This is a genomic window from Parasphingomonas puruogangriensis (genome assembly GCF_036663635.1).
Lineage (GTDB): Bacteria > Pseudomonadota > Alphaproteobacteria > Sphingomonadales > Sphingomonadaceae > Sphingomonas.
The window spans coordinates 1,042,956-1,068,581 of record NZ_JAXOJI010000001.1 but is presented as its reverse complement, the minus strand read 5'-3'; the positions used below and the strand labels follow the sequence as shown (position 1 = coordinate 1,068,581).

The 25,626-nt window shown below is 62.0% G+C and carries 25 protein-coding genes and 2 pseudogenes; 14 read left to right on the top strand and 13 right to left on the bottom strand.

What is annotated here, in order from left to right; translation table 11 throughout:
* The first annotated feature begins 53 nt into the window (after positions 1 to 53).
* From U1739_RS05290 to U1739_RS05275, 4 genes are all read left to right on the top strand, one after another.
* Positions 54 to 560: a hypothetical protein gene (locus U1739_RS05290; RefSeq protein ID WP_332704670.1), complete on the top strand. Its 507-nt coding sequence runs from the start codon at positions 54 to 56 to the stop codon at positions 558 to 560.
* 50 nt (positions 561 to 610) lie between these two features.
* The gene (locus U1739_RS05285) at positions 611 to 1,405 is read left to right on the top strand and encodes a hypothetical protein (RefSeq protein WP_332704668.1); all 795 of its coding nucleotides are present in this window, start codon (positions 611 to 613) and stop codon (positions 1,403 to 1,405) included.
* Positions 1,402 to 1,833: a hypothetical protein gene (locus U1739_RS05280; protein ID WP_332704666.1), complete on the top strand. Its 432-nt coding sequence runs from the start codon at positions 1,402 to 1,404 to the stop codon at positions 1,831 to 1,833. The genes U1739_RS05285 and U1739_RS05280 overlap by 4 nt, the downstream gene beginning before the upstream one ends.
* 727 nt (positions 1,834 to 2,560) lie before the next feature.
* Positions 2,561 to 2,953: a hypothetical protein gene (locus U1739_RS05275; RefSeq protein WP_332704665.1), complete on the top strand. Its 393-nt coding sequence runs from the start codon at positions 2,561 to 2,563 to the stop codon at positions 2,951 to 2,953.
* A 72-nt stretch (positions 2,954 to 3,025) separates the two neighbouring features.
* Here U1739_RS05275 and U1739_RS05270 read toward each other — a convergent pair whose 3' ends face one another.
* From U1739_RS05270 to U1739_RS05260, 3 genes and pseudogenes are all read right to left on the bottom strand, one after another.
* A complete protein-coding gene (locus U1739_RS05270) occupies positions 3,026 to 3,229 on the bottom strand; it encodes a hypothetical protein (protein WP_332704664.1) in 204 nt (67 codons plus the stop codon).
* Between the two features lie 15 nt (positions 3,230 to 3,244).
* Positions 3,245 to 3,322 (bottom strand): annotated as a pseudogene (locus U1739_RS05265).
* Positions 3,323 to 3,465: 143 nt separating this feature from the next.
* Positions 3,466 to 4,371 (bottom strand): SDR family oxidoreductase, encoded by a 906-nt coding sequence (locus U1739_RS05260; RefSeq protein WP_332704662.1) that lies wholly within the window; start codon positions 4,369 to 4,371, stop codon positions 3,466 to 3,468.
* A gap of 1,090 nt (positions 4,372 to 5,461) precedes the next feature.
* Between U1739_RS05260 and U1739_RS05255 the strand changes: the two genes are divergently transcribed.
* Together U1739_RS05255 and U1739_RS05250 are read left to right on the top strand one after the other, a co-directional pair.
* Positions 5,462 to 6,283, top strand: coding sequence for a formylglycine-generating enzyme family protein (locus tag U1739_RS05255; protein ID WP_332704660.1), 822 nt, complete (start codon positions 5,462 to 5,464; stop codon positions 6,281 to 6,283).
* 125 nt (positions 6,284 to 6,408) lie between these two features.
* Positions 6,409 to 6,924, top strand: a complete 516-nt coding sequence (locus U1739_RS05250; RefSeq protein WP_332704657.1) for a hypothetical protein — start codon at positions 6,409 to 6,411, stop codon at positions 6,922 to 6,924.
* A gap of 942 nt (positions 6,925 to 7,866) precedes the next feature.
* Here U1739_RS05250 and U1739_RS05245 read toward each other — a convergent pair.
* Entirely contained in the window at positions 7,867 to 8,643 is a 777-nt protein-coding gene (locus tag U1739_RS05245; RefSeq protein ID WP_332704655.1) for a GGDEF domain-containing protein, read from the bottom strand.
* A 275-nt stretch (positions 8,644 to 8,918) separates the two neighbouring features.
* Between U1739_RS05245 and U1739_RS05240 the strand changes: the two genes are divergently transcribed.
* Both U1739_RS05240 and U1739_RS05235 read left to right on the top strand, forming a co-directional pair.
* The gene (locus U1739_RS05240; protein ID WP_332704653.1) at positions 8,919 to 9,095 is read left to right on the top strand and encodes a DUF6959 family protein; all 177 of its coding nucleotides are present in this window, start codon (positions 8,919 to 8,921) and stop codon (positions 9,093 to 9,095) included.
* 175 nt (positions 9,096 to 9,270) lie between these two features.
* Positions 9,271 to 9,504, top strand: a complete 234-nt coding sequence (locus U1739_RS05235) for a hypothetical protein (RefSeq protein ID WP_332704651.1) — start codon at positions 9,271 to 9,273, stop codon at positions 9,502 to 9,504.
* Between the two features lie 262 nt (positions 9,505 to 9,766).
* Here the strand turns inward: U1739_RS05235 and U1739_RS05230 are convergent, their stop codons facing one another.
* Positions 9,767 to 10,057, bottom strand: coding sequence for a hypothetical protein (locus tag U1739_RS05230; protein ID WP_332704649.1), 291 nt, complete (start codon positions 10,055 to 10,057; stop codon positions 9,767 to 9,769).
* Positions 10,058 to 10,390: 333 nt separating this feature from the next.
* Between U1739_RS05230 and U1739_RS05225 the strand changes: the two genes are divergently transcribed.
* Both U1739_RS05225 and U1739_RS05220 read left to right on the top strand, forming a co-directional pair.
* A complete protein-coding gene (locus U1739_RS05225; protein ID WP_332704647.1) occupies positions 10,391 to 10,936 on the top strand; it encodes an SEL1-like repeat protein in 546 nt (181 codons plus the stop codon).
* 927 nt (positions 10,937 to 11,863) lie between these two features.
* Positions 11,864 to 12,261, top strand: a pseudogene (locus tag U1739_RS05220) (tyrosine-type recombinase/integrase); the annotation flags it as partial.
* A 278-nt stretch (positions 12,262 to 12,539) separates the two neighbouring features.
* Here U1739_RS05220 and U1739_RS05215 read toward each other — a convergent pair.
* Complete coding sequence (locus U1739_RS05215) at positions 12,540 to 12,758, bottom strand: helix-turn-helix transcriptional regulator (RefSeq protein ID WP_332704645.1); 219 nt, start codon at positions 12,756 to 12,758, stop codon at positions 12,540 to 12,542.
* Between the two features lie 710 nt (positions 12,759 to 13,468).
* Between U1739_RS05215 and U1739_RS05210 the strand changes: the two genes are divergently transcribed.
* From U1739_RS05210 to U1739_RS05200, 3 genes are all read left to right on the top strand, one after another.
* The gene (locus U1739_RS05210; RefSeq protein WP_332704643.1) at positions 13,469 to 14,392 is read left to right on the top strand and encodes an ArdC family protein; all 924 of its coding nucleotides are present in this window, start codon (positions 13,469 to 13,471) and stop codon (positions 14,390 to 14,392) included.
* A complete protein-coding gene (locus U1739_RS05205) occupies positions 14,389 to 14,733 on the top strand; it encodes a sigma-70 region 4 domain-containing protein (RefSeq protein WP_332704641.1) in 345 nt (114 codons plus the stop codon). Before U1739_RS05210 ends, U1739_RS05205 begins: the two co-directional genes overlap by 4 nt.
* Positions 14,734 to 14,803: 70 nt before the next feature.
* Positions 14,804 to 15,727 carry a nucleotidyltransferase and HEPN domain-containing protein gene (locus U1739_RS05200; RefSeq protein ID WP_332704639.1) on the top strand — a complete coding sequence of 308 codons (924 nt, stop codon included), beginning with the start codon at positions 14,804 to 14,806 and terminating at the stop codon, positions 15,725 to 15,727.
* On the opposite strand, the gene U1739_RS05195 is transcribed toward U1739_RS05200, so the two are convergent.
* Genes U1739_RS05195 through U1739_RS05185 form a run of 3 tightly spaced genes read right to left on the bottom strand, consistent with a single transcriptional unit; the run spans position 15,724 to position 16,468 of the window.
* Positions 15,724 to 15,897, bottom strand: a complete 174-nt coding sequence (locus tag U1739_RS05195) for a DUF6771 family protein (protein ID WP_332704637.1) — start codon at positions 15,895 to 15,897, stop codon at positions 15,724 to 15,726. The two genes, U1739_RS05200 and U1739_RS05195, sit on opposite strands and share 4 nt — an antisense overlap.
* A gap of 6 nt (positions 15,898 to 15,903) precedes the next feature.
* A complete protein-coding gene (locus tag U1739_RS05190; protein ID WP_332704635.1) occupies positions 15,904 to 16,188 on the bottom strand; it encodes a conjugal transfer protein TraD in 285 nt (94 codons plus the stop codon).
* Positions 16,148 to 16,468: a conjugal transfer protein TraD gene (locus U1739_RS05185; RefSeq protein WP_332704633.1), complete on the bottom strand. Its 321-nt coding sequence runs from the start codon at positions 16,466 to 16,468 to the stop codon at positions 16,148 to 16,150. The genes U1739_RS05190 and U1739_RS05185 overlap by 41 nt, the downstream gene beginning before the upstream one ends.
* A 171-nt stretch (positions 16,469 to 16,639) precedes the next feature.
* Between U1739_RS05185 and traA the strand changes: the two genes are divergently transcribed.
* Positions 16,640 to 19,543, top strand: coding sequence for a Ti-type conjugative transfer relaxase TraA (gene traA / locus U1739_RS05180; protein ID WP_332704631.1), 2,904 nt, complete (start codon positions 16,640 to 16,642; stop codon positions 19,541 to 19,543).
* 362 nt (positions 19,544 to 19,905) lie between these two features.
* Here traA and U1739_RS05175 read toward each other — a convergent pair whose 3' ends face one another.
* The 4 genes from U1739_RS05175 to U1739_RS05160 are packed head-to-tail and all read right to left on the bottom strand — an operon-like array spanning position 19,906 to position 25,598.
* Positions 19,906 to 20,619, bottom strand: a complete 714-nt coding sequence (locus U1739_RS05175; RefSeq protein ID WP_332704629.1) for an ABC transporter ATP-binding protein — start codon at positions 20,617 to 20,619, stop codon at positions 19,906 to 19,908.
* 11 nt (positions 20,620 to 20,630) lie between these two features.
* Positions 20,631 to 22,025 (bottom strand): ABC transporter permease subunit, encoded by a 1,395-nt coding sequence (locus U1739_RS05170; RefSeq protein ID WP_332704627.1) that lies wholly within the window; start codon positions 22,023 to 22,025, stop codon positions 20,631 to 20,633.
* A complete protein-coding gene (locus U1739_RS05165) occupies positions 22,022 to 23,452 on the bottom strand; it encodes a DUF3526 domain-containing protein (protein WP_332704625.1) in 1,431 nt (476 codons plus the stop codon). Before U1739_RS05165 ends, U1739_RS05170 begins: the two co-directional genes overlap by 4 nt.
* A gap of 1 nt (position 23,453) precedes the next feature.
* On the bottom strand, positions 23,454 to 25,598 hold the full coding sequence (locus tag U1739_RS05160; RefSeq protein WP_332704623.1) for a TonB-dependent siderophore receptor: 2,145 nt from the start codon (positions 25,596 to 25,598) through the stop codon (positions 23,454 to 23,456).
* Between the last annotated feature and the right edge of the window lie 28 nt (positions 25,599 to 25,626).

Below are 25,626 nucleotides of genomic sequence, written 5' to 3'. Positions count from 1 at the left end.
CACTTTCGCAAGAAGTCGGCTCGGTCTAGCCTGTCCTCATGAGAGCCACCGCGATGCTGGCCTTGGCGGCCATCTTTCCAGCCGTTGCCGGCTGCGATTCAGCCGACGACGTCGCGCAAAACCCCGGCGCGGGGACGGTGACCATCCTGGCTTCGGATGCGATTGAGGCTACCGGCGCCATTGCCATCTACACCCATGGGGACGGCGGCGCGAAGACGCAGATTCGATTCCCGATCGCGGCCGAGCGCGTCGACCCTGACCTCTACCACGATGTCCAACGGATCGGCGAGGGTGGCGGCGTCGTCGCGGTGCTCGACAGCTATGGCAGCAAGAACGGTGGCAAGCGTTGCAGCAACGGACGGGAGTCATGGATCCGGCTGTTTTCGGTCGCACAGCGCCGCCTCACCGACTCGGTTCCTGTCGAAAGCTGTCTAGATCGGCTTGCGGCGGGCGAGCCGCCGGTGACATGGCAGGGTGAAAGCTTCATGGTCAGCGGTACCGAACCGCGCCTGTTCCGGATCGTGGAAGGCAGGGCCAAGCGGGACGAGGGGCACCGATGACCGAGCAGACCGATCAAATCGTCATTGCCGATCGTGACATGCTGGTCCGCATGTGGCTGACCGAAGCGGTCGCGACGGGCAAAATGACGCAGGCCGTCGCCGACAAGCATTGGAGGGATTACGCAGATAATTGGCACACGATCGCCAATTATTTCTCCGCCACCGACGATGCAATGCTGATCCGCAAATTGGTGCGCGAAACCGGAATACGCGGTCGCTGCTACTTCAAGAGCTACAACGGCAAGTTGCACGTCGTGTTCAAGGGGTATCCGGGCCTTCGTCGCGTGCTGACCGGAACGAGATATGGTGCTCTCCATCCCAAGGTGGTTGGCCTGGGGATTGGCAAGGCGGGGGTGGCAAAATCGGTCAAAGGCGGCACAATCGTGTCGATCGTGCTGCTCACCGCATGGAACATCATCGACTATGTCATTCGTGACGATGCCACGCTGGGGCAGCTGCTGGGCGGCATCGCCGGGGACGTAAGCAAAGCGCTGATCGCGGGTGGCGTGGGCTATGCGGTGGGTTCGGCGGCCGTGGCGCTGGGCATGACGGTGGCGGCAGGGCCGCTGGTGATCGCCGTTGTGGTCGGGCTGGGTGTCGGCTGGGCGCTCGACGCGATCGACAAGAAGTATCGCTTCACCGAGCGCCTGCAAAAGCAGCTCGATGAGGGCATAGCCGAATTGGAGCGGCAAAAGCAGGCGCTGATAGCACGTGGCAAGAGTACTGCATTTCAGGCCGCCGGAAACGTGATCGACCTGATCCGCGACGCGGCGATTGCCGAGGCCAAGCGACAGATCCGCGAGATGGTCTGGAAACACCTTCCGCGCTTTCCGACGCTGCGATGACGAGCGAGCGGCGCCGTGCGGCGCTGACGATGGCCGGCATCGGATGGACGTTATCGATCCTCTGCGGGTGGTTGCTGGCAAACTCCTTAGCGGAATTCTTTCTCGCGTGGCGGACCGACGCGGCGGAAGTGCGGATTTCGGGTGGTGACGTCGCAATATTGACGTTGATGCCGATCATCGTGGCGTTGGCGATATGGGGAACGCTGGCCGTCTTCCGCAATGACGCCGTCGTCGGACGGATCGGTAACAGGATCGCTGTGGCGGCAATGATCTTGGTCCCGGTCGCGTTCGGTGGATCGTGGGTATTCCAGCACTGGGCGGAGCGGCGGCTTTCGGCAGAAGGGTACGTACGATGCGGAGCGGAGCGGGCCGGCCGCTTTACTTTGATAATTTTGTGCGCCCGCAAAGTGCCGCCAATGCGGATATAAGCCGCTAACCGTCCGCACTCGGTTCGTCACTTCAAGCTTCCCTAGCTTCCTTTAGCTTGGAAACCCATCACAGCGTCGATTGTGTCCCTGAAACTTCCAGTGAAAAGTAGGTCCTTTGCCCACCAAGACGGCCGCTTTTCGCGCCAGAAGCGGACACGATCGCCACTCCCGAAAGCCGACCGGCAGCTACCGGGGCGAAAAGCGGACTGGCGCAAAACGCCCATTTCTTGCCGTTCCCGGTCGCGATCACGCTTTCCAATTGCGGACCGTCGTTCAGCAAGGCAGCATGAAGCAGTAAGGATCGCACCGGCACTATTGTCCCGCATCGTTCTATGGTGGCTTGCCTACCTCTGGACGGCTTCCGCTGCGCTCGCCATCAGCTATTTCGCCGGTTGGCAGTATGACGGCGATGCGGGCTGGTGGGTGGTAACAGCCTACAGCTTTCCGGCTCTGGCGCTCGCGAGCCCTGTGTTGAGGGTCGCTGGTAGTCCTGACCTTGGAGCGACCTATTGCTTAGTCGCTTTGACGGCTCTGACGGTGGCGGCGGCCGGCATCATACGTCGCCCCGCCAAACAGCCTACCGGCGGCTAATTGCGGCTGCCCGAAATCGGTCGGACCGCTTCCCATCAGGGCGAGCCGTTCCCGCTGGTGATCGCGTCGGATATGAAGCGGCCCGGCCGGAGCAGCCCAATTGCGGAAGTTCGCATTGTCAGGGATGGTAACGCTTATGACGGCTGTCGACCACGAATGGGAACTATGCAATCCGGGGCCGGGCGTGCTTCTCGTTTGGCTTGAGCCGTGGTTTGACGAGTTCGAGGTTCCGGTCCGATCTACCATAACCCTGAAAACTTCAGGCGCCGCGGAGCGCGGACTGGGCGAGATAGAATGGAGCCCGGACAATCTTATCGTTTGGGCAGTTGGGCCGACGGTGACCGTATACATCGATGACAGACTTCGGGAGTCAGGTTCGGCAAAAATCCCAATTCCTGACGGCCTGACCAAGGGCATGCTCAACGTAATTTTTGCCGATCAACCCACTGCACGCCTCGGCGGCAGGGCTTCAAATGCAGTAGGTCCAACCTCTTGGCGACAGCGAGTAAAGAGCTTGTTCCGTCGGTGATGCACAATCGGCGAAGGGGGCGGGCTGCTTAGCAAATAGTCCCTATGTCCGTGTCCGCCCAGTAGCAGCCGCTTAGTGCGACGCCAGAAACGCCTTACCCGCCTCCGTCCATGTGCCGCCGCGCCCCTCCATTTCAAGCAGGCCGTATTCAGCTAATATGGCGGTGGCTCGCTCGCCTGCACCCATCCACATGTGATCGACGACGCCATCGTCTTCCATATACTGACCGCACATCTGGGCAATCGCCCCCAACATTCGCTCTTCGTTCTCGGTCATAATTCTTCCCCACGAGGCCAGCGGCAGAGATCGAACCCGCACCCGTCGCCGGGATCGCTGTAGCGATACGTCTACCAATTCCGTCACGCTGGCGATGCGATATTAGCATGAGAGTCGGGCTTAGCGAATGACTGGTTTCCACCCATCTATCGCCGTAGCGAACGGCGCAACCTCGCGACGAAGCGATAGGCAGCTTCCGGCCGGTACTGCGGAAAGCTGCTGCTCGTGGCGTATGCTTATACTTTCACCGCCGCGTTGCCGCCGTCGGCCCAGAGCGCCGATCCGGTGACGAAACTCGACATATCGCTGGCCAAGAACAACGCCGCCTGTGCGATCTCTTCGGGATGGGCGATGCGCTTCATGGCGTGGAGGCCGGCAGCCCATTCGCGCTGGGCAGCATCACCGGCCATTTCGGTAGCGGTGCCGCCGGGGAGAAGCGCGTTTGCACGAATGCCGCGTGCACCATAGTCCGCCGTAATGCCGCGAACGAGGCCCATTAGGCCAGCCTTTGCCGCTCCATAAGCGCCCATGCCCGGCAGTCCCGCGCTGTTGCCGACGAAGCTCCCGGTAAACACGAGTGCGCCCGCCCCATGCTCCAGCATTGCCGGGATCTGTGCTCGGGCGCCAAGAAACGCGGCGGTTAGGTTCGCCGCCAGCACGGTCGCCCACTCCCCCGGCTCGATATCTGCCAGCGGCTTTATGGCACCGGCCAGACCGGCATTGTTGAAGGCGATGTGCAAGCCGCCGAACGTCCGTGCGGCGGCGACGGCGTCGCTATGCGTGCGCTCATCCGTTACGTCGCCAACGATGGCGAGCGCCCGGCCCCCTCGATCCCTGATTTCTTCGATCGCCAGAGCCAGCGGCTCCGGCCGACGCGCCACCAGCACCACGGACGCACCGTGGGCGGCAAACAGCGTTGCGGCCGCCCTTCCGATGCCTGAACTCGCGCCCGTGATGATCGCTACCTTATCGTCTAACAATTTCATTCTTCTGCCCCTCGAAGGAGCGGGGCAATTAAGGCCGCACGCAATGGCACGCGTCCCGTTGCTTGTCGTCAAATCAACGTCATCGTCCTGTCCGTCTGAGGCCCGCTCCACCGACTGGTTTCGATCAGGAGAATTTCCTGCAAAAAGGATCGACATTGGGCGACTGCCATCCGTCCGCTGTGACGGCCAATTTACTGATCGCGAACGTCACGACTTGGACCGTTAGCTGCCGGTCGGCTTTCGGGGCCTCGCCATAGGAAAGCCGACTGAATGTGCGTCGAATTGCATCAGGTTCTTGCATTGGCGGATCACGCGGCTTCCCGCCGTTTTTTGCTCGATGCAAAACCTGTGAGTTTCGCATCAACAGTCACACCGGTCTCTCCCATTGCATAGGGCGTTGCAGACTTGCATCCTGTCGCAATGATCGAACTAATTCTGCTCGCTATCGCTCCCGCTGTGGGAAATGCATCAACCAGTCCACTTTGCCTCCCTGTGGCATCCGCTACGTCGAAGCCGACGGCTTCTGCGATCGAGGATCATCGAGCGCTTCGTAAGGCAATTGGCGAACCGATGCCGCAATCACCTACAATGGTCATGCTGTACGGAAAGGGAGGACACCTCTCGACGAGCGAATATAGCATCGTCGTTGTTCGAGCTGCCGATGGCACATGGCAGGGAACAGCGGTGGACCGCAGCCAGATCTGGATAAAAGAAGCTCCTTACAGTCCTGTGCAACGGGCTGACTGGGTACTCGACAGGGCGGTGGGCCTTCAGCTTAATGAGGCGATCTCTCGTCGCTGCCCTGCCGGTCGCAAGGCTACTGACAAGCCAGCCGATTCCGGACCTCCTCCACTAGGTTATGTGCCGGAACGTATCGATGTCGTGACCCCGGGACACGCCCCCTCCACGTTCTATTCGGAAGAGGGAGAGGGTAAGATTGCTGCTCTAATTCGACCGCAACGGTAATGGTTGGTTGTCTAGCTTGATCCAAAACTTCTGATTTTTAAATCAGGGACGGCAGGTTTCGAGATTGGAAACGTTTATCGGCAATGGCCGCCATTGGCCGCTTTCTGCCTGGCTGCTTTTTCCCCGTTAGCGGCTGGTCAGCTTCGAGCATCTTGATCGCCGCAACAGGTCGTGACGGCGATATGTGGGTGGAAAGCGGTCGTTCCTCTCCGGGGGATCGTGTTAGCCTGCGGCTTTGACCAAAGCGCCTAGCGACGGCATTACCATTGGAGAACGTGGCGTGATCCCAATAGAATTATTAACGATAAGTTTGTTATCCGCGACTACCACGACTGCCACCAAATCAAGTAACCAAGACGACAAGAGCCGGGCAAGTGTTATTCATTGCGCTGAATGTCCACCTATGGTGCCAGTAACTGTTACTGTTGAAGGCGTGCCACGCCGATATATGGTGGGCAAATTTGAGGTGACGTGGAAAGAATATATGTTGGCTTTTGACGACAAAGCCTGCCCAGCGCCGGTCAACCTTGACGGCAAATTAGTAGAATTGAATGTGAAGGATGTTCGGGATAACTTTCCCATGACATCAATCCGTCCAGTCGAGATCGGATGTTATCTGACTTGGCTGCGGAAGAAGACGACCAAGCCGTATCGACTGTCCAGTGAGGTGGAATGGGCCGCGATTGCGCGAAAGGCCAGTGGGCGCGAAAAACTACTTATTAGCGATATCGGTCCAACCAAAGCGTATGTTGGTGGGGTGTCGCATAACGATTGGTCCTACACTCGCGATGATCCACGGTATTCAGTAGAATGGCGTGTGGTGAATCGTGTTGGAAGTTACGGTCCGGACAGGCTTGGTCTATACGATTTGTTCGGCAACGCATCTGAAGTTATGAGCGATCCAATGATTTATTCAAGCTTGTCGAAGACTGCGAGCGATGGAACCGATCTTGCACAAGTGTTGGTCAAAGGTGGGTCACTAGGCTCGAATGTCAATTTCGACGTTATACTGGGGCGTGAGCGGTATGTCGGGGCAGGGCATTCAGCGAGGGTGGGTTTCCGCGTTATGCACGACGATATTGGCCCTGACCAAGCCAAGTGAGCGCGCGTATGTCTGCAACCGGTGGATTGCGGTCAGGCCGCTTTTGGGTGATAACTCCCGTAAGCGTTCATAGTATCGCTCCCGGCAGGGTAGGAAATCTTCAATTGCAAAAGCGATGCGCGGCATTGATCGTGCTGGCCTTATCAAGCGGCGTGATCTTCGGTGCGCCGCTCTTTGGTGCTATCGATGCGCTGTCGTGGTCCGTAGCGGCTGACGGGAACGGTGCGCAACGGGTAGCTGCACTTCTTTATGCGCAAACGCAGCTCAATCCTGCCGCTGCCGCAGCCAAGGGTCGCCTCCACGGAGGAAGCTGCGGGCAAGCGATCTATCAGAGCTCGGAAGAAGGGCATGTCACCCTCAGCGATGCTCTTGACCATTACCGCCGTCATTTCCTGCGTTCTAAATACGACAATCTGGCGATCCGTTCGCTTGCGGCCTTAAAAGCACCACTGCTAGGAGCCTTGAACGGCTGCGCTAACGGCAGTCCGGCGGCGGGCTTCTGCCTGTCTTACGCGCACCGCATTGCATCCCGCGCGACTGAAATGACCCCAGCAGCAGAAGACATGATTTTTGCTAATGTCGATCGTCGGGTCGAAAGGGCATTGTGTGCAGTGGCCCCGGTCTCGATTGTCCGCTCATAGCACAGCGATAAGCCAATTATCACGACTGGTTTTGGCCGGTAGCCGACCGACGGGTTTTAGGCGCTGACCAAGCAATAGCTGCCATAGCGTGATAGCCGATCGGCATGACCTTGCCTAAAAGCCGCTAGGCGGGGATCGCCCACTAGCCGACGTTAGGCATGATCAAGTTTTGCCTGTTCTTAGCAAGATCACCGGCGCTATGGTCTAGCGATGAGGTGGTTTGCCCCCGCGCTGCTAGCATTCCTCTTCATTCCGCAGGCCGCTCATGCCTGCCAACCGATCATTTATCTCAATGACCGCGAAAAGCTTGCTGCTGAAATCCGATCTTTGGATCATGCAACCGCTGCCTTTGAGGGTGTCGTTGAACGAGAAGGGGTAGGCGTCGGCTCGCTTGCCGTCATTCGGCCAACGCGGATTTGGTTTGGGCCCCGGCTCTCAAGGTATATCGTTCAGCGTGTCACCATGTGCGATCGTTCTTTCGGAGCAGGAGAACGGGTAAAGGTCGTATTATATGATGTCCAACCAGACGTCATACCTTGGTGGAGGTTTTGGGACCGGATTCGGTTTGCCGGATCTTGGTATCGCGCACCTGACGACTGGGACCTGGACTGGGCACTCCGTCAAACGCTGATGCAAGACGCGCTACGGCGTAAGGCGCGGCGTATGAATCGGTAGGGCTTTCCGCCCACTTGTTCCCGACTTGGGGGCGCTGGCGCGGTCACGCTGCCCGAATGTGGACAGGCAACTTGCGGGCGAAAAAGCAGCCGCGCAGGAAACGCCCAATTCGGGACGTTCCGTCCAGCCGAGCGCCAAGCTCTAGGGGCATTCGTTCGGTAGGCGGCTCGGGCAGTGGACGTCGGACCGGCCGATGACGGAGATGACGTCAAGCCGATCGCCATGGTCGTGCGGCTGCTGATGAAACACCCGTCGATAGACGCCGTGTCAGCACCCAGGCGGTCCGCTGCTTGCCGTACGCCCGGTCAGGACCACGTCCGCGTCACCGTCCGCGTTCATATCGTCCGCGAAGACGATTTTGTTTCGACCCAGTGCCTTCGCTCGATAAAGCGCCCGATCGGCCCGAATGAATAATCTCTCGAATGTCTGGTGATCGTCGCGGGTCGCGACGCCGGCGGATATCGTGATCGAGACGGAAACGGCATCGGCCAAAATCGGCGTTTGCGCGACCGTTTCGCGGAAACGCTCGAGCGCAGCAAGAAGGACGGCATGGTCATCGGAGTTCGCCAGAAGGGCAAACTCCTCACCCCCGAGCCGGCCTATTCGACCAAGCTGGCCGATTGATTGCTCCATCATGGTCGCCGTTGCGCGAAGAACCTGATCGCCGATCCAGTGACCGTGCCGATCGTTGACATTTTTGAAGTGATCCACGTCCACGATGATCAGGGCGAGGAACGAACTGCCATCCACGCCTTCCAGGAAAGCCCTGCGGTTCAGGATGCCGGTAAGCTCGTCGGTCGTGCTGGCACGATACAGATTCACCTGAACCTTACCGATTTTGCGCGCCACCGGTACCGCGATCATGACGACGACAATGGTGGTCAGGAGCCACGACCGAGCCGCTTCCGGCCAGCTGACAAAAAAGATCAGCTGGTTGGAAATGTCGACGGTCAGGGCGATAGCGACGCACAAGAGGGTCGTACGACGTACATAGCGCGCGAGATCGCGCTCGTTTCGCAGATCGATCTCGGGGAAAAACTTCATTAGGTCCGATAACAATAAGCGGTGACGAAAACGTTGACGCCTACCATGGCGCAGGCTGCTAGTGTTGGCGGGAGCCCGTCTTCCCAATCGCCGCCTGCGCTCCGGCAAGCTGCCTGACCTCGGTCCACCACTTAGACATTCTGACCGTCGCCAATCGAACGCTCCGCAGGAAAGCAGACAGGCAGCTATTGGGCGGGAAAGAAGCCGGGCGGGAATCGCCCACTAGCGGGCATCGGCTCGATCTGCGAGTTCTCCGCATAAAGGGCGACGCGACCATGGACGATCTCAAACTCCTATCAGAGCCATCGAACTACGCAGTCGTCCAGCTGCCGGGGCGGCCTTTTCCGGGTGTGGTGTTCCAAGCAGACAGTTTGCAGGCGCTAATTGCCGATCTTCATGCTGTGATGGCCGAGACCGACGCTGATGAAGAAGCATTACTCTCAGTGAAATGATCGAGCGATTGAGCGGGGTGCAGAATAATTATGAGCGGGTCCTGGCTCGGGCGGGAATACCGCTTTCCTATAAGGCAGAACGAAAACAGCCTGCGCCAATTGCCTGTATAGTTGCTTCAAACGTCCTCTATTACGACGATACGACGAACGCGCGTTTTTTGAATGGCTTGAACGCATGCCCTTTGTGCAAGACTTTTACGGCGTCGGCGGCGATTTATTCATCGAACTCAATCGGCAACCAACTGACGCCGACTTGTGGGAGATTCTCGGTTTCTGCCGCCGATACGGCATCGATAAAAGCCAGCTTGCCAAGTTCGAAACCGATGAAAACAGGGGTTGGATGCACGACCCTAATTCGATTTGGTATGCCGAGGTCCATGGCCATTCAACTAGTATGGATGGCAGCTAACCACCCATCTATTGCCGTCACGAACGCCATTACCTGGTGGTTAGCTGACGTGACCGCCGTTTTTTCTTCCAGTTGGAGCTAGAATACGACCCCGAAGAAGGGACGGACAGATGAAGCGGAAGCAGTTTTCGGAAGAGCAGATCATCGGCAAACGTCGAGGGCCCGGATTGGCGCTTCTCGCGCGACGAGGGTGCAGCGGTCGATTACGACCTCCGCGCGGTCGCCGATGATCAAGCCTAGCCGAGGTCCGTTAACGCTCGCCTTATATCATTAATCGATAGAAACCCGCCTTTATAAACTTGTTACATCCCCTGCGCATCTGACTGTCAGATTGGCGGTGGATCGTCATTCTTCGCCATCCTACCGGAATGAAGAAACTTAACGACGATGGTGCCAGCACGACGACTTGCAGGAAATTCGTTCCTGGAACGACGTTCAGGAACGTTTCGTTCTTTGGGAATTCCAGCGCTCCCGCCCCAACTGCTGTCGTCAGCACGACTTGAAACGCGACCAGCACAGAGACCCATGCGATGATCCAGCGCGACCACATCACACGGAATTCCTAGATCTGCCGAAGTCCGGCCGTCCGGGTGCGCGCTCGTTCGCATCCAAAAGCTAGATCCGCCACGCTTGGGGCCCCAGGGCGGTTTACCGGCTCAGCCTCCTCAATGAGTTCGTCGCAGGGGGGCGATCCGAATCTCCAAGCTCAAACCGCCACACAGGTCGCTCATGCGGTAGCGGATGAAGTCTTCTGACACGCCGACCAGGCGTGCGAGGGACGCATTCGATGCCTCGCCGAGTTGCCGTTCGATCCGAAAGGCACTTCGTAAAGGGCCACACTGTGCAGCGCCAATTGATGTGGTAGGTGAGGCAAAAGGGGAGTGCAATGCCGAGATTTTTAATGCTCGCACCGATTTTGTTGTCGGTGGCGGGGCTTGCTGGTTGTGCAGCGGGTGTAAAAGGCACGCCGGGCATGAAGATGTATCGTTCCGGCGACGTGTCGGGGGCTTATCCGATATTGGAGGCCGAAGTCGCTGCGGGAGAGGTGTCGGCGCGGTATCCGCTTGGCATGATCTATCGCGATGGTCAGGGTGTCGCGAAGGATCCGGTGAAAGCGGAGGTCTTGCTAACGGGCGCCGCCATCGGAGGCGATCCACGTGCCGTTGCCGCGGTGCGACAAATGTTGGAAACGGAAGCTCGCTGTCCTTTGGATAAGCAACTTCATGACTCGTGGGGACAGGTCGGGACGATGAACCGTAACCTGATCACTGGTGTCGTCGAGTTGTACTCGGCGCCTCCCCAGATATTGCGGCGCATGGCGGATATCTACGCAGCACCATGTCCCGGTCGTCCGGCGCAGCCCGAAGCTGCGAACGCCCTGCGAGGGATGTCTGGCGGTCCACGCCATATGTGGATCTACGTGCCTGGCTGAACAACCTTGAGCAAGTCAGGGTCCGCCGACCTCCTTACAGCAAATGAAGCTCGCGCAGTAACCGTCGCGGTTGCGAGCGATCGCGTATATTCTGAGGCGGCGGCCGGGAAAATCATGCCAAACCTACAAACGGTTCCGAAATCGTCGGCTTTCCTGAGTTTTTTCGGTGCGTCTAACGTGATCTTGGGACTTTTTCTTACGGCCAGTTGCAGTCCTGAAAGTATGCATAAAAATAGAGAACTACGGGAGGAGTGTGCAGTCATTGGCAACGCGCACTATTGCTTTCGCGTGGCAGTGCTCGGCGGCGTTTCTTCTAGTGAGGGTGACACGAGTATGGTGGTGCGGGTGCCCCTGCAAGGCCTCGCCGTAAGAAGCTGCAATGCAGACCTAATCCGTCTAAGCCGGATAGCATATGATTACGACGGGGTAAACGTCGTGATCAAATCGATTAGCAATCAGGTCACGCCGGAATGGTTATACAGAACTATTATTTCCCTAGAGTTGCAAAAGGTTCCTAAAGATTGGAATACGTCCTCTGGGTCGCGTTGCTATAAAAATCAGGGCGGGATAGATGGTGTGACTTGTATCGAGCATAATAAAATATCTGATGTAATACATATTACAAGTTGTCTCCCTCAGGGAGACGTTGGCGTTCCAAGCTGCGTTGATAACTCAATCATTGGCAGAATGAGCGTCAGAATGCTTTATCAGCGCGCATGTTACGCTCATCGAAGTGAGATACGTTCTCAAGTTGTAAAATATATCACAGATCACGCTAGGAACTGATGATGGCGAACCACTGACCACTGCGCGACGCGCGCAACTTGAAGCCGCAGCAAAGGACGGTAACCGTCAGGCGTATTAAGCAGCGTTATTATCGTGCTCATTGATCCCCTCTGTCGTATCAGGATCGGCGTTTTGGGTCTTGGTAGCCAGATCCGGGCTCGCGCGATCGTCGTTCAGGCGAAGACCGGAAAGGCAGTTCAGTTCGAGATCATGCCGGACGCACGTGGGAGCCTGTTGGCCTAGCTGGAACGGCGCGGCGGCACGCTGGGGGACCACGTCTTTCCCAGCCGAATCGATCATTCCGGGCACCTCAGCACGCGACATTATGCTCGCGTCGTCGATGAGTGGGTCGTTGGCTTCGGCCTGCGGCGAGAGGAATATGGAACGCATTTGCCGCGCCGGATCAAAGCATCGATCATCTATCAGGCGACCGGTAACCTGCGCGCGGTGCAAATTCTGCTCGGCCACACAACGCCGTCCGCTACTTGGGCGTCGACGTCGACGACGCGCTAACCCTTGCGGAGGTAACCGAGATCTAACGGCCCCGGCTGCTCACCGACAGTGAGGAGCCGAAGTGGCGCGTCAAAGATGCTGCTCTAAGCGAGGCACCGGACTTGAGTGATCGCATATGAACGGATGGCGGCTTTTGGGGGGGCGTCTCAAATGCTGTGAATGTCGCGATCTGGCGCAAAGCCGTCATGCGGACCCTGGTGGCTGACCGGCATCGGCAACTTTGTTCGCGCGCGAAACCATCGGCGGGATTTCAGGCTGATCACGGAGCCCCGAATGCCTGTGTTGAACCAATGTGATGCGCGGCTTACGCGGGAGGTGTGTTTGCCGGTTGCTCATAAGCCATTGGGTTGCGCAGCCACTCGTTCAGATCGGACTCGCGCCAGCCGGCGCAGCGGGTGCTGATCGCGATCTGCTTTGGGAAGGTTCGCAATGCGACTTTCCGGTAGAGCGTGGATCGGCTGAGGCCTGTTTTCTGAAGGACTTCCTTTAGCCGGATGATGCGGTCGCAACTGTCGATCGCCATGACATGGTCCTTTTCCTGATGCTTCAGAGACGGCCATTCAGCTTGAGTTTTGAAGGATCAAGAGGCTGATCACCCGCCTCGCACCATGGCGTGCAACGACTTGCTGGGGCGTAGGCAGTTCTCGAGGACGGCATCGGTTTGCGTCCCGCGCGTCGCGCGGTCGTGCTCTACGGCGCATGCGCGCCACCGAGTCGCTTGTGCTTCTCGGTCCCTTTGGATGACGATCACTGACGCGTAGACGGCGATTGCCGCTAACAGCGGAACGCGGGGACCAGTTGAGCGCGCACTGGCGGACTTCTGCGAAGCCGCCAGGGGTCGCAGCGTTTTTTGTTGCCGCGTAACACGCTCGATCCGGCCGGAGGGCACGGCGGCGGCTGGCCCACAGGCCCGCGCGCACGCCGCCGCGCCGGCCGTCCGGATTCGAGAGTGCGTTTGTGTTGGCTCCTGGCGGAGCCGGGCAGCGCTACGCGCTGCGCTGCTGCGGACATCGCGCCAGCGCGATGGTGTTGGCCTCCTGCTCTCGAATTGGCGGGGGTGGGCGTCGCTACCCTCTAGTCCCGCCGCGGCGGGTCGCAAGCTGCGCTGCGCGCAGCTCCTCCACTGCGTTTCGGCCCTGCGGGTGCCGCCCGCCGCTCATGCGGGACTGCCGGTCTGCTCCTGCCGCCACCCCGCCATTCCGGCGCCGGTTGCGGTGGTTTGGAGTGAGGAAGATGAAAGACAGGACCGATACCAACCGGGCGAGCCTCTATGCCGAGGTGACACGCCAAGTGATTGCCGAGCTGGAGGCAGGCCGGCTGCCCTGGGTGCAGCCCTGGGACGCAGCTTCCTGCGGGTGCACTATGCCGCACAATGCGGGGACTGGGCGGCGCTATTCCGGGATCAACATTCTGATCCTGTGGGCGGCGGTGATCGAGGGGCGGTACAGCTCGCAGCGGTGGCTCACCTACCGGCAAGCGCAGGCGGCGGGCGGCAATGTGCGCAAGGGCGCGCGGGGCACCACCGTTTGCTATGCCGATCGCTTCACGCCGAAGGACGAGCAGGCACGGGCGCAGGACGAGGATCGCGATGCGCGGCAGATTGCGTTTCTCAAGCGCTTTACCGTGTTCAACGTCGACCAGTGCGAGGGATTGCCTGCGGCGTTGACCGCAACTCCGGACATGCCGGCGGAGGTGGAGATATTGCCGCATGTTCAGTCGCTGATCGCAGCAAGTGGCGCAGATTTTCGGATCGGGGGCGGAGAGGCCTATTATTCGCCCGGCGCTGATTACGTCGCCGTACCGCCGCAGGCCGCGTTCGGCGAGCCGATCAACTGGTATCGTACGGCGTTGCATGAGCTCGGACATTGGACCGGGCACAAGAGCCGATTGGATCGCGATCAGCGCGGCAGCTTTGGCAGTGGTGACTATGCCCGCGAGGAACTGGTTGCCGAGATGGCCAGCGCGTTCGCCTGCGCGTCGCTGTCGATCCAGCCGACCGTGCGGCATGCCGATTATATTGGTAGTTGGCTGGCGGTGCTGCGTGAGGATGAAAAGGCGATCGTTCGCGCCGCCAGCGCAGCGAGCAAGGCCGCGGATTACCTGCTTGCCTTTCGGGGCGAACGCGCCGGCGGCGCTGGACAGGAGTCGGCAGCATGACCGGCGATCCCGGCGACATGAAGGCGAGCGCCCCGCGCGCCTTCGAGCACGCGACCGGGGAGAACCGCAGCGAGTGGAAGGGGCCGGTTGATCCCGAGCAACTGGCGACGATGGAGCGCGCGATGCTGTCGCTCCCGCGCACGACGCGGGAGGTGTTTCTCGCGCATCGGCTGGACGGTTCGAGCTACGCCGAGATCGCGCGGGCGACGGGGCTGAGCGTTCGGCAGGTCGAACGGCATATGGCGAAAGCGCTGCTGCAATTGTCGCGCTTCATGGACGGCGATGAACGCACGCCCTGGCAACGCTGGTGGCAGGCGCGAACGCGACGGTGGTTCTCGTGATACCCGTCGCATCGCCCGGCGCCTGCCGGGCGATATTGGCGCAGCCGCAACGTAACGCTAGGAAGAGGTTATGAAATCCGAGCTCGATCATTTGCCGGGGGCCAAGCAGCGCGAGCTGGAGCGTGTCGTGCAGATCATCTTCGAGGAATTCGAGGATGCCTTTGCGCTGTCCACGCACCCGTGGAAGAAGAAGGGCCGCATCCAGAAGGTCATTCTGTACGGCAGCTATGCACGCGGCGGCTGGGTCGACGAGCCGCATACCGCCAAGGGCTATCAGTCCGATTTTGATCTGCTGATCATCGTCAACGACAAGCGCCTGACCGACCGCGTCGAATATTGGTCAAAGCTCGACGATCGACTGATCCGCGAGCTGTCCGTGACGAAGACGCTGCGCACGCCGGTGAATTTCATCGTCCACACCCTGGGCGAGGTGAACGACGGGTTGGCCCATGGCCGTTACTTCTTCATGGACGTCGCGAAGGACGGCATCGCGCTTTACCAGAGCGAGGATAGCGAACTTCACGAGCCCAAGCCCAAGACGCCGGAGCAGGCGCTGTGCATGGCTAAGGAATATTTTGAAGAGTGGTTTCCAACCGCCATACAGCGGTTCGAACTGGCAAAATTGGCTAGGGAGAGAGGCTTTCTAAAGCCGGCCGCGTTCGATCTCCATCAAACAACCGAATTCCTTTATCACTGCGTGCTTCTGGTATGCACCTTCTACACCCCGCATGTGCACAATCTCGGCTTCCTTCGGACGCAAGCCGAGCGCCTAGATCGACGGCTGACGCACGTCTGGCCTCGCGATAATCACAAGCAACGGGCGATGTTCGAGAAGCGCAAGGAAGCGTATGTGAAAGCGCGCTATTCGAAGCATTACCGGATTAGCGACGAGGAGCTTTCCTGGCTCGGTGAGCAGGTCGAGGAATTGGGGCGCGTCGTACACGCGGTCTGTTCGGAGCGCATTGCAGCGCTTGAACAAAAGGCCGCCGCCTAGCGCCCTGACGGATCGCTGTCGTTCTGCTGTATCGCGTCCGCGATCATCGCGGCGAGCGCTTCCTCCGCCCGGGCCCGCGTTGTCTTTTCCTTCGATAGCAGCTCTTGCCGGATCCAATCTGGCGCTCGCGCGATCGTGGCGGTGATCGTGGCTTGAAAATCGTTGTTCATCGCGCCCTATTCGGACGTGTCTGCATCGGCGGCAAGCGCGAAGGCGCGCTTGCCGCGGCGCCGCCAGAGCGTCAGCATTTCGTCGCGGCGTTCGCTCTGTAACGTGGCGACGCCTCCCAGCAGCAGGCCGAAGATCACCGCGCGATCGTCATCGGTCAGCTCAATAAGGCCAGCCTTGGCAACGAGGCCACCCAGCTCGATCAGCTGACGCGTGCGCTCGCGACGCTTCACTGCCCATGCCCGGCTGTCGTCACGCGCGTTCCTCGCCTGTAGCCGATGGCGCGCCGCCATGGTCAGCCTGCTCGCGGCGCGCAGCCTCGCGAGCGCCACCGCCAACTTTGCGTGCGACCTGAAAAAAGGCAGCGCCGCGCCGCCGCCAACCCTCCATCGTCGACTGCTCTTTCGTCTGTGCGGCGCCAAGCAGTGCGCCGGCAAGCTGCTCAAGCGGCAGCACGTCGGCGCCGGTTGCGATCACAAGCCCGCCAAGCTGGCGCACCCGGTGCTCTTTGAGCAGTCTTGCCTTGTCGCTCAGTGCTTTCAGTTCCGCGTCGAAGTCTCTGGGCTTCCGCATGGGTTCGTCCTCAATTGCAGGGTAGGGACGAACCAGTTATCGCTGCAGTCGATCAGGCACAATGTTCTGAAATCTCTTGGGACTACGCAGTCCCGAGAAAGATGAAATCTTTTGAGGGCGCGCTTATACGTCGTGCCGACGTCGCTTCTGCAGTGTAAGTGGATTGCCGATATGGCGATCTACCACTTCTCAGCCAAGGTTATCTCGCGCGGCAGCGGCTCGAGCGCGCTCGCCGCTGCGGCCTATCGCTCCGCCTCGCGGCTCTACGATCAGCGGCTCGATCGTCACCACGATTTCTCGAACAAGGCCGGCGTCGTGCATTCTGAAGTGATGCTGCCCGAAGGCGCACCTGACGAATGGTCCGATCGCCAGCAGCTTTGGAATGATGTCGAGGCGGCCGAGAAGCGCATGGACGCGCAGCTCGCCCGCGAGATCGAGTTCGCCATCCCGCGCGAGCTGTCAAAGGAGGACGGCATAGCGCTCGCCCGCGACTTCGTCCGCGACGAGTTCGTCGATCACGGCATGGTCGCCGATCTCAACGTGCACTGGGATATCGGCGCTGATGGTTTGGCCAAGCCGCACGCGCACGTGATGCTGACAACGCGGACGGTGACCGATGGTGGGTTCGGGCAGAAGAACCGCGACTGGAACCGCACCGACCTGCTTGAGAAATGGCGCGAGCGCTGGGCCGAGCATGCTAACCAGCGTCTGGCCGAACTCGATATCGATGCGCGCATCGATCACCGCTCGTTCGAGGCGCAAGGGATCGAGCTCGAGCCGCAGAACAAGATCGGTCCGGCAGCAGCTCGCATGGAGGCGCACGGCATCGAGACCGAACGGCTCGAAGAGCATTTCGAGATCGCGCGCCGCAACGGCAACAGGATCATCGCCAATCCAGGCATCGCTTTGGATGCGATCACGCGCAACCAGGCAACCTTCACCAGCCGTGATCTGGCCATGTTCATTCATCGCCACAGTGACGGGCAGGAGCAGTTCGACCAGGCGATGGGCGCGGTGCGCGGCTCGCCTGACCTCGTCGAGCTCGGCAAGGACGGACGCGGCGAGGATCGCTTCACTAGCCGTGACATGATCCACGCCGAGCAGCAGCTCGAGCGCGCGACCCAGATGATGGCTGAGCGCGAACGGCACGGCGTGAGCGATCGCGATCGCGATCGCGCGATTGCGGAGGCCGAACGCGCAGGGCTGATCCTGTCTGAAGAGCAGCGCTTTGCTCTTGACCATGTCACACGCGGTGACGGCCTAAGTGTCGTCGTCGGCTATGCCGGCACCGGCAAGTCGGCGATGTTGGGCGTCGCGCGCGAAGCGTGGGAGAGCGGCGGCTACGACGTCCGCGGCGCCGCGCTGTCCGGCATCGCCGCTGAAAATCTCGAAGGCGGATCGGGTATCGCGTCGCGCACGATCGCGAGCATGGAACATCAATGGGGCCAGGGCCGCGAATTGCTCGACCAGAACTCGGTGCTGGTGATCGACGAAGCCGGGATGATCGGCACGCGCCAGATGGAACGCGTGGTCAGCGAAGCCGAGAAGCGCGGTGCCAAGATCGTGCTGGTCGGCGATCCCGAGCAGCTTCAGTCGATCGAGGCGGGCGCGGCATTCCGCTCGGTCGCCGAGCGTCACGGTGCGGTCGAGATCACCGACATCCGCCGGCAGCACGAGGACTGGGAGCGTGACGCGACGCGGCATCTCGCAACCGGGCGAACCGGCGAAGCGATCCAGGCCTATGACGACCACGACAGCGTGCATGAAGCGGCCTCGCGCGACGATGCGCGCGAAGCGCTCGTCGATCGCTGGGATCGTGATCGACTCGCCAATCCCGACCTGTCGCGGATCATCCTGACCCACACCCGCGATGAGGTGCAGGCGCTAAATGAAGCGGCGCGCGAGCGGCTGCGTGCGGCGGGGCAGTTCGGCGAGGACGTTACCATCGCGACAGACCTTGGCTCGCGCGACTTCGCGCCCGGCGACCGTGTGATGTTTTTAAAGAACGAGCGCGAGCTCGGCGTGAAGAACGGCACGCTCGGTACCGTCGAAAGCGTCAGCCGCGCTCGGATGGCGGTGCAGCTCGACAATGGCCGATCGGTCGGGTTCGACACGAAGGATTACTCCCAGGTCGATCACGGTTACGCCGCAACGATCCACAAGGCTCAGGGCATGACGGTCGACCGTACGCATGTTCTGGCAACACCGGGGATGGACAGTCACTCCTCCTATGTCGCGCTGTCACGGCACCGCGAGGGTATGGACCTGCATTACGGCAAGGATGACTTCGCGGACCAAGGCAAGCTGGTCCGCACGCTATCGCGCGAGCGCGCCAAGGATATGGCCAGCGACTATGGTCACGGCGCCACTCCGGAACGCGCCTTCGGTGAGCGTCGTGGGATCACCGTGCGCGAGCGCATCGCCGACATAGCAAAGGCCGTGCCGGAGAAAGTGCGCGGGATGTTCGATGGCTTACGGCTTTCGGTGAAGGCGCTCGAACCAGAGGTACAGGAGCCGACGGACAGCATTGCTGCGGTGCGCGACCGGACGATCGCGCGGCATGCGCGCGCGGTGCAGGCGATCTTCACGATGCAGGATCGTGGCGGCGACGCCACGCCCGATCAGTTGCGCGATTTGGGCGAGGCGCGCCGCGATCTCAACAACCTTCGCCAGCACGCCGCGACCGATGCTGAGAGCGCCTATGCGCGTGACGCGTCGCTCGCGCCGGAAGCTGCAGGTGGCGATACCGAACGTGCGCGTTTGGCAATTATCCGAGAGCGTGAGGTGCGCACCAATCCCGAACTCAGGGCCGACCGGTTCGTGGAGCGCTGGAACCGGCTGATTGCCGGAGCCGAACGTGCCTATGGCTCAGGCGACTATGAGCGTCGCCGCGTGCTGCAGGATGATATGCGCGGCATGGCTAAGTCGCTCGAGCGCGATCCGCAGATGGAATCGATCCTCGCCAACCGCAAGCAGCAACTCGGGATTCAGTTCGAGACTGGGCGCAAGCTCGGCGCTGAGCTCGCGTTCAATCATGGCATCGATTTAGATCGGGGCCTCGGGATCGGAATGTAGATTTCCTGGGCTCGTGCTGTCGATCGCTGACGTTAGTAGAATTCGTGACTTTGGGTGGTGGCGGACGGGCTGCTTTTAGGGTCATTTGGGGTGGAGTGCCGCCCGTCTGCTTTCGGACGAAGATATCAAATAGGCGGACGTTCGTTCACCTGCCTAACGGCGGTCTGCCTTGGCTTAACTGATGGCGTTCGCTGCTCGTCGGCGGAGATATGCCGAAACCGAGAGCTTTTATCCGGTCAGGGTGGGCAGCCGCTGGCCTCAACGATCATCTTGCAGAATGAGCCAATAGGGGTGGGCGATCCGCAGTTCCGCGCTAGGCGCTATTCAAACAATGAGATTGCCGTTGCGCGTTACGGATAGCGTCAGGCAAGCGCATGCCCCATCTCCTCCAGATAGAGCCGCTCCAGATCCGATGCGGTGATGTCGGCAGCATCGATCATGCGGCGCAGCCTGCCTTCGCGCATCAGGCCGATCCGCGTTCCGACTTCGCGCGCGCGGAACAGGTCGTGGGTGACCATCAGGATCGCCGCACCGGCATCGCGCTGCCGGACGATCAGCGCATGGAATTCGGCCGAGGCCTGTGGATCCAGCCCCGAGGTCGGCTCGTCGAGCAGGAGCGCGCGCGCCTGTTTGGCGATGGCGAGCGCCACGCCGACCTTCTGCCGCATCCCCTTCGAATAGCCCGACGCACGACGATCCATCGCCGACTCGGGCAATCCCGCCTGTGCCAGGCACTGCCGCAGATAGGCGGGCGAGCGATCCTCGATCCCCGACAGCGCCGCGAAATAGGCGAGATTCTCCCGCCCCGTCAGCTCGCCGAACAAGGCGATCTGTTCGGGGACGTAGAGCAGCTTGCGCTTGGTGCCGAGCGGATCGCGGCGGACGTCGACGCCATCGACCCGCGCCTCGCCCGAGGTGGCGTCGAGAAAGCCGAGGAACAGGTTGATCGTCGTCGTCTTGCCCGCGCCATTGGCGCCGAGCAGGCAGACGATCTCGCCCGGATCGACACGAAGGTCGAGCGCGTCGAGCGCGCGGTGCGACCCGAAATCCTTGGTGAGAGCAATGGCTTCGAGCATCTCGGGGTTCCTCAGAGCAACTTCGACGCGCCGCGCCGCAAGCGCAGCGCGGCGAACGTGAGCGACAGGATGGTGAAAAGCGCGAGCGCCAGCAGATCGAGCGCGAGCGGACGCCCGCGCGACGGCTCGGCAAAGCCGAAGCGCAGCAACGGCTGGCGATGATCGGCGAGCGTCATCAGCCGGTCCCGGTCCATCCAGTCGAACGCCAGGCGCCGCGCGTCGCCGGCAAAGGCCAGCGCCTGCGCCTGAAAGGCGAGCGCACGGCTGGCATCGGTCCCGGCGAGCCGGTCGAGCGCGTCCTGCGCGATCACGGCGGGGGAGAGGAAACGCAGGCCGTCGGCGAGCGCGCGGTGGCGGGCCAGCCCTTCGGCGTGCGACCGATAGAGCGGGTCGAGGCGCGCCTCGCGCTGCCGGATCTCGCCGCGCCGCTGCCATAACGTCGCCGGATAGGCGCGGTCCGATTCCGCGGCAGCGGCGGCGCGCGCGGCCGCCTGGTTCGCGGCGCGTACGTCGAGCCCGGCGCTGCGCAGCGCATTGGTATGCGCCATCGCCGATGGCGGCGGGGCGGCCAGGTCGGCGACCGCGGCGCTGGCGGCGGGCAGCAGCATGACGATGCTGAGCCAGGCCGTCCCGGCGGCGAGCGCGGCGGTGGTCGAGGCGCGCACGAACAGATTGATCAGCGTGGTGAGCGCGATCCAGAAGGCGCCGTACGCCAGCACCACCAGCCCAAACAGCGCCAGTCCGGCACTATCGCGCGCGCCGACCGCGACGAGCGAGCCGAGCGCGATTAACGCCGCGGCGCCGAGCAGCGCGCCGCCGCGCACCGCCGATCGGGTCAGGATCAGCCGGGCCGGGCGCACCGGCTGGGCAAGCTGGAAGCGGGCGCTGCCATTCTCGACGTCGCGCGACCAGAAATCATAGGTCGCCGCGATCAGCAGCAGCGGCAGCAGCACGATGATCACGAAGGCGAGGTCGAACCGACCGGCGGCAAGCACCGACGGGCTCTCTAGCCCGGTGGCAAAGGCATCGAACATCGCGTGCGGATCGCCGAACGGCGTGACGTTGGCGGCGGCGGCATAGCCCTCCGCCTGCCCCGCCGACAGCGCCGCCAGCGGGGCGTTGGGCAGCCCGGCGCCGAATTGCGACGCCGTCACGTAGATCAGGTCGAAATTGGGTTTATCGCCCTTCGCCAGTGTCTCCACGAAACGATCGTGGCGTTTCGTCACGATCTCATCGGCGCTGGCCAGCGCCTGGCCGACGGCGCGTTGACGCTGCTCCGCCCAGCGCGCGCCGGTCAGCGCGGCGTAGCCGGCGGCGATGGCGAACAGCACGAGCATCACGCGCATGACGGGATCGCGCCAGGTCCGCGTCCATTCGAGCCGGGCGATGCCGGAACCGTTGCTCATGCGCTCGTCCTCCCCAGGCGGCGGGCGGCGGCAAAGGCGAGCAGCGCCGCCAGCGTCGCCCAGCCCGCGAGCAGGGCCAGGTCGATCCAGTGCCGCGCCAGCGCTTCGCGCAGCCCGGCCGGGAGGGCGACGAAGCTGGTATCGCGCGTGACCGCGGCGACGTCGGTCATATAGGGGCCCTTGCCGCCGAGCGGCCGGTGGATCAGCGCGCGATTGAGCTGCTGCACCAGATCGTAGCGGTAGCCGTCGGCCTGTTCGAGGAAGCGGCGATGGGCGTGCTGGTCGCTCTGCGCGAGCGCCGCCGACCAGGGGCGGACCGCCTGATACGGGCTCAGCACCGCGAACGCCCGCTGGACCGCCGCTTGCCGGTCATAGCCGTCATACAATGCCGCGAAATGGCGGCGGTAGATCGCGCTCGCCAGAGCCTCTCCGTGGAACAGCGCGATGCCGTTGAAATCGATCGGCAGAGCCTCGATCCTGCTCACGCCATAGCGGCGCATCGCGTCCTGCCGCAGCCGTTCGAGCCGCGCGTCGCGCGGATCGTGCCCGCTGGGCCCCTCCCGCACCTCGCGCGCCACCGACGCCTCGAACGCGGGACCCGAAAGCGTCGGGACTGTGGCCTCGGCGATCGACGGCGCGATGCGCGGCACGAACAGGGTGGCGAGCGCCCAGAAAGCGAGCATCACCACCAGCGACGTGCGCGCCGAGACGAAGGCGGCCGACGCCGCAAGTGTCAGCGCGGCGAAGGCGAACAGATACAGCGCATAGCCCAGCATCATCCACAGCAGCGGCACGAGCTGCCCCGCCACCCCGCCGGCGAGCCACAGCGCGCCCAGGCTCGCCATCGTCGCGATGGCGAGCAGCAGAAGGACGGTGACGGCCAATCCCGCCAGCCGCCCCGCCATCAGCGTGGTCGGCGCGACACCGGCCGCGAGCTCCTGCCGCAGCAGCCCGCGTGCGCGCTCGCCCGAGAAGGCGGCGAACCCCGCCAGAATGATCAGCAGCGGCGCCAGCACCTGCAGCATCGTCGCCGGGCTGAGCCTCGCGAACCGGTCGAGCGTGGTGCCGCCATCGATCGCGCGGTCGCTCGCCGGATTATTGGCATGCGCCTCCAGCCGCAGCGCGGTGCCGAGTTGGGGCAGCAGGCCCGGATCGATCACCGCGAGCGGCGACAGCGGCTTGAACAGATAGCGCCCGAAATGCGCCGCGCCATGCGGGTTGGCCTGGCCCTGCATCGCCCAGACCTGCGCCTCTTGCGTCTGCGCCGCCTGCCGCTCGGTTTCACGCGTTCCGTGCAGCGCCGCCGCCGTCATCGCGGCGGTGCACAGGACCAGGACCAGCGCGAGTCCCAGCACCGCGAGCCGCCGGTCGCGCACCAGCAGCCGCCACTGCTGACCTGCGACGACGGACAGGAGCCCGCCGGCCATCTCAGTAATTCGCCCGCAGCGTCAGCAGCACGTTGCGCGGCTCGCCGTAGAAATTGTAGGTGTTGATCGAACCGACGCGCTGGTAATAGACCTTGTCGAACACATTGTTGGCCGACACGAACGCGCGGAGATTAGGGCTGAAACGCCAGCCAAGCTGCGCGCCGGCCACGGCAAACGCCTGCTGCTCGCGGACACCCGCCACGCCGCCCGCGACCACGCCGCTCTGTCCGTTGAGGCTGGCCGCCACGAACGCCCCGCCCAGCACGGCCGGCTCGTAGCGCGCATAGAATTTATACTGGTGCCGCGGCGTATTGAGATCGAAGGTCGCGCCGGTCTGCGCGGCGGTGCCCACCTCATAATCGGTTTTGACGTTGGTATAGCTGGCGGTAAGATCGAGCCCGGGAAGCGGCGTGCCCGTCACTTCGAATTCGAAGCCCTCGATCCGCACCACGCCGGCCTGGACGAAGAAGCCGGGATTGGCCGTGTCGGAGAGCGCGCGGTTCTTGTCCTTGCTGCGGAACACTGCCGCGCTGGCATTGAGCTTGCCGTCCAGGAAACGGCCTTTCAACCCTGCCTCATATTGCTGGCCGATGCGCGGATCGAGCGGGGTGTTGTCGGCCCGTAGCGAGGTCTGTGGATTGAAGATGTCGGAATAGCTGCCGTACAGCGTGACGTTCTCGGCGAGGTGCAGCACCGCGCCGATGCTGGGCGTCAGCTTGCCGCGGATGCGCGAATTCTTGGTGACGGCCCAGGGGGTTGGCACCGATGGCGCGATATTGCGGCTCCTGTTCGTGTAATCGCTGATCCGCCCGCCGAGCACGATCGTCAGCGGCGAAAGCGGCCGCAACCGCAATTGCCCGTGGAAGCCACTCTGCCGCAGATCGGTTTCGCTGCCGCTGGTGAACGCGCCCGGGGTGTAAGGGATCGCATCCGGATTGAAGATCGAGAACCGTCCCTGCGAGATTTGAGTGCGCGCGAGCGACGACGTGGTGCGCTGATCGTAGCTGTAGCCGACCGCCAGTTCCTGCTCCTGCCCGAACAGGGTGAAAGGGCCCGTTGCATAGGCGTCCACCGCGCGCTTCCCGTTCTCCACTTCGCTGCGCCGATTGACGTAGGTCGCGGTCAGCGTGACCGGATCGACGCCGGTGCCGGGCATGATGAACGCATCGGCCCAGTTGCGCGGGATCTCGCGGCGCACCCCGCGTACCACGAGCGACCATTTGCCGATCCGCTGCTGCACCTCCGCGGCATATTCGGTCGTGGTATCGGCAAAGACGTTCCAGTTTGGCAGATGCTGGAAATCGCGCGGGAAGTTCAGGAACTGGTCGGTCAGCGGGTGGCGCTGGCCATTGGTCAACAGGCCGTAAGCGGGCTGCCCGCTCATCGGCGTGTTCGCCTTATTGTCCTGATAGGTCAGCGACGCGCCGATCGTGGTGGTCGGCGTCAGGTCGTAATCGACCGCGCCGTAAGCGAGCATGCGGCGGGTGTGCGATTTTGCCTGGAAATAATCGCGGTCGATCAGGCTGGCGACGGCGCGGACCCGCAGCCGGCCGTCCTTGTCGACCGGCCCGCCAATGTCGAACTCGCCACGGTAGTTGTTCCAAGAGCCTGCCGACAGCGCGCCCGAGACCGCGACATGATCCAGCCCGCGTTTGCGGATCAGATTGATCGTGCCACCGGGCGAGCCCGAACCCCGGAACAGGCCGGTCGGCCCGCGCTGGATCTCGAGCCGCTCGTAGATCGCGATATCGAATTCGGGGACCCCCGACGAGAAGGTCGAGGGTACGCCGTCATAGGCATAATCGAGCACGAAGCCGCGCGCGCGGTAATCGGGGTAGGAGCCGTCGAACGGCATCACCGTCACGCCCGTCACCTGCTGCAGTGCATCGCCGATGGTGAACAGGTTGCGGTCCTCGATCTGCTGCCGCGTGACGACGGTCACCGATTGGGGAATCTCCAGCAGCGGCGCCGGACTTTTCCCCGACACGGTCGCCTCTGCGGGCGCGTAGCCGTCATCTTCGCGGATTGCCGTGACGACGATGTCGGTACGACGCCGCTCCTCGTCCTGATCATTCGCCGAGGCCGGAACGGCAAGAAGAGGCATGGCGAGCGCCATGCCGGCACGAAGCGGCAGCAAGATTTTCAAAAATTATCCCCCGATATTTAGCTGGTAC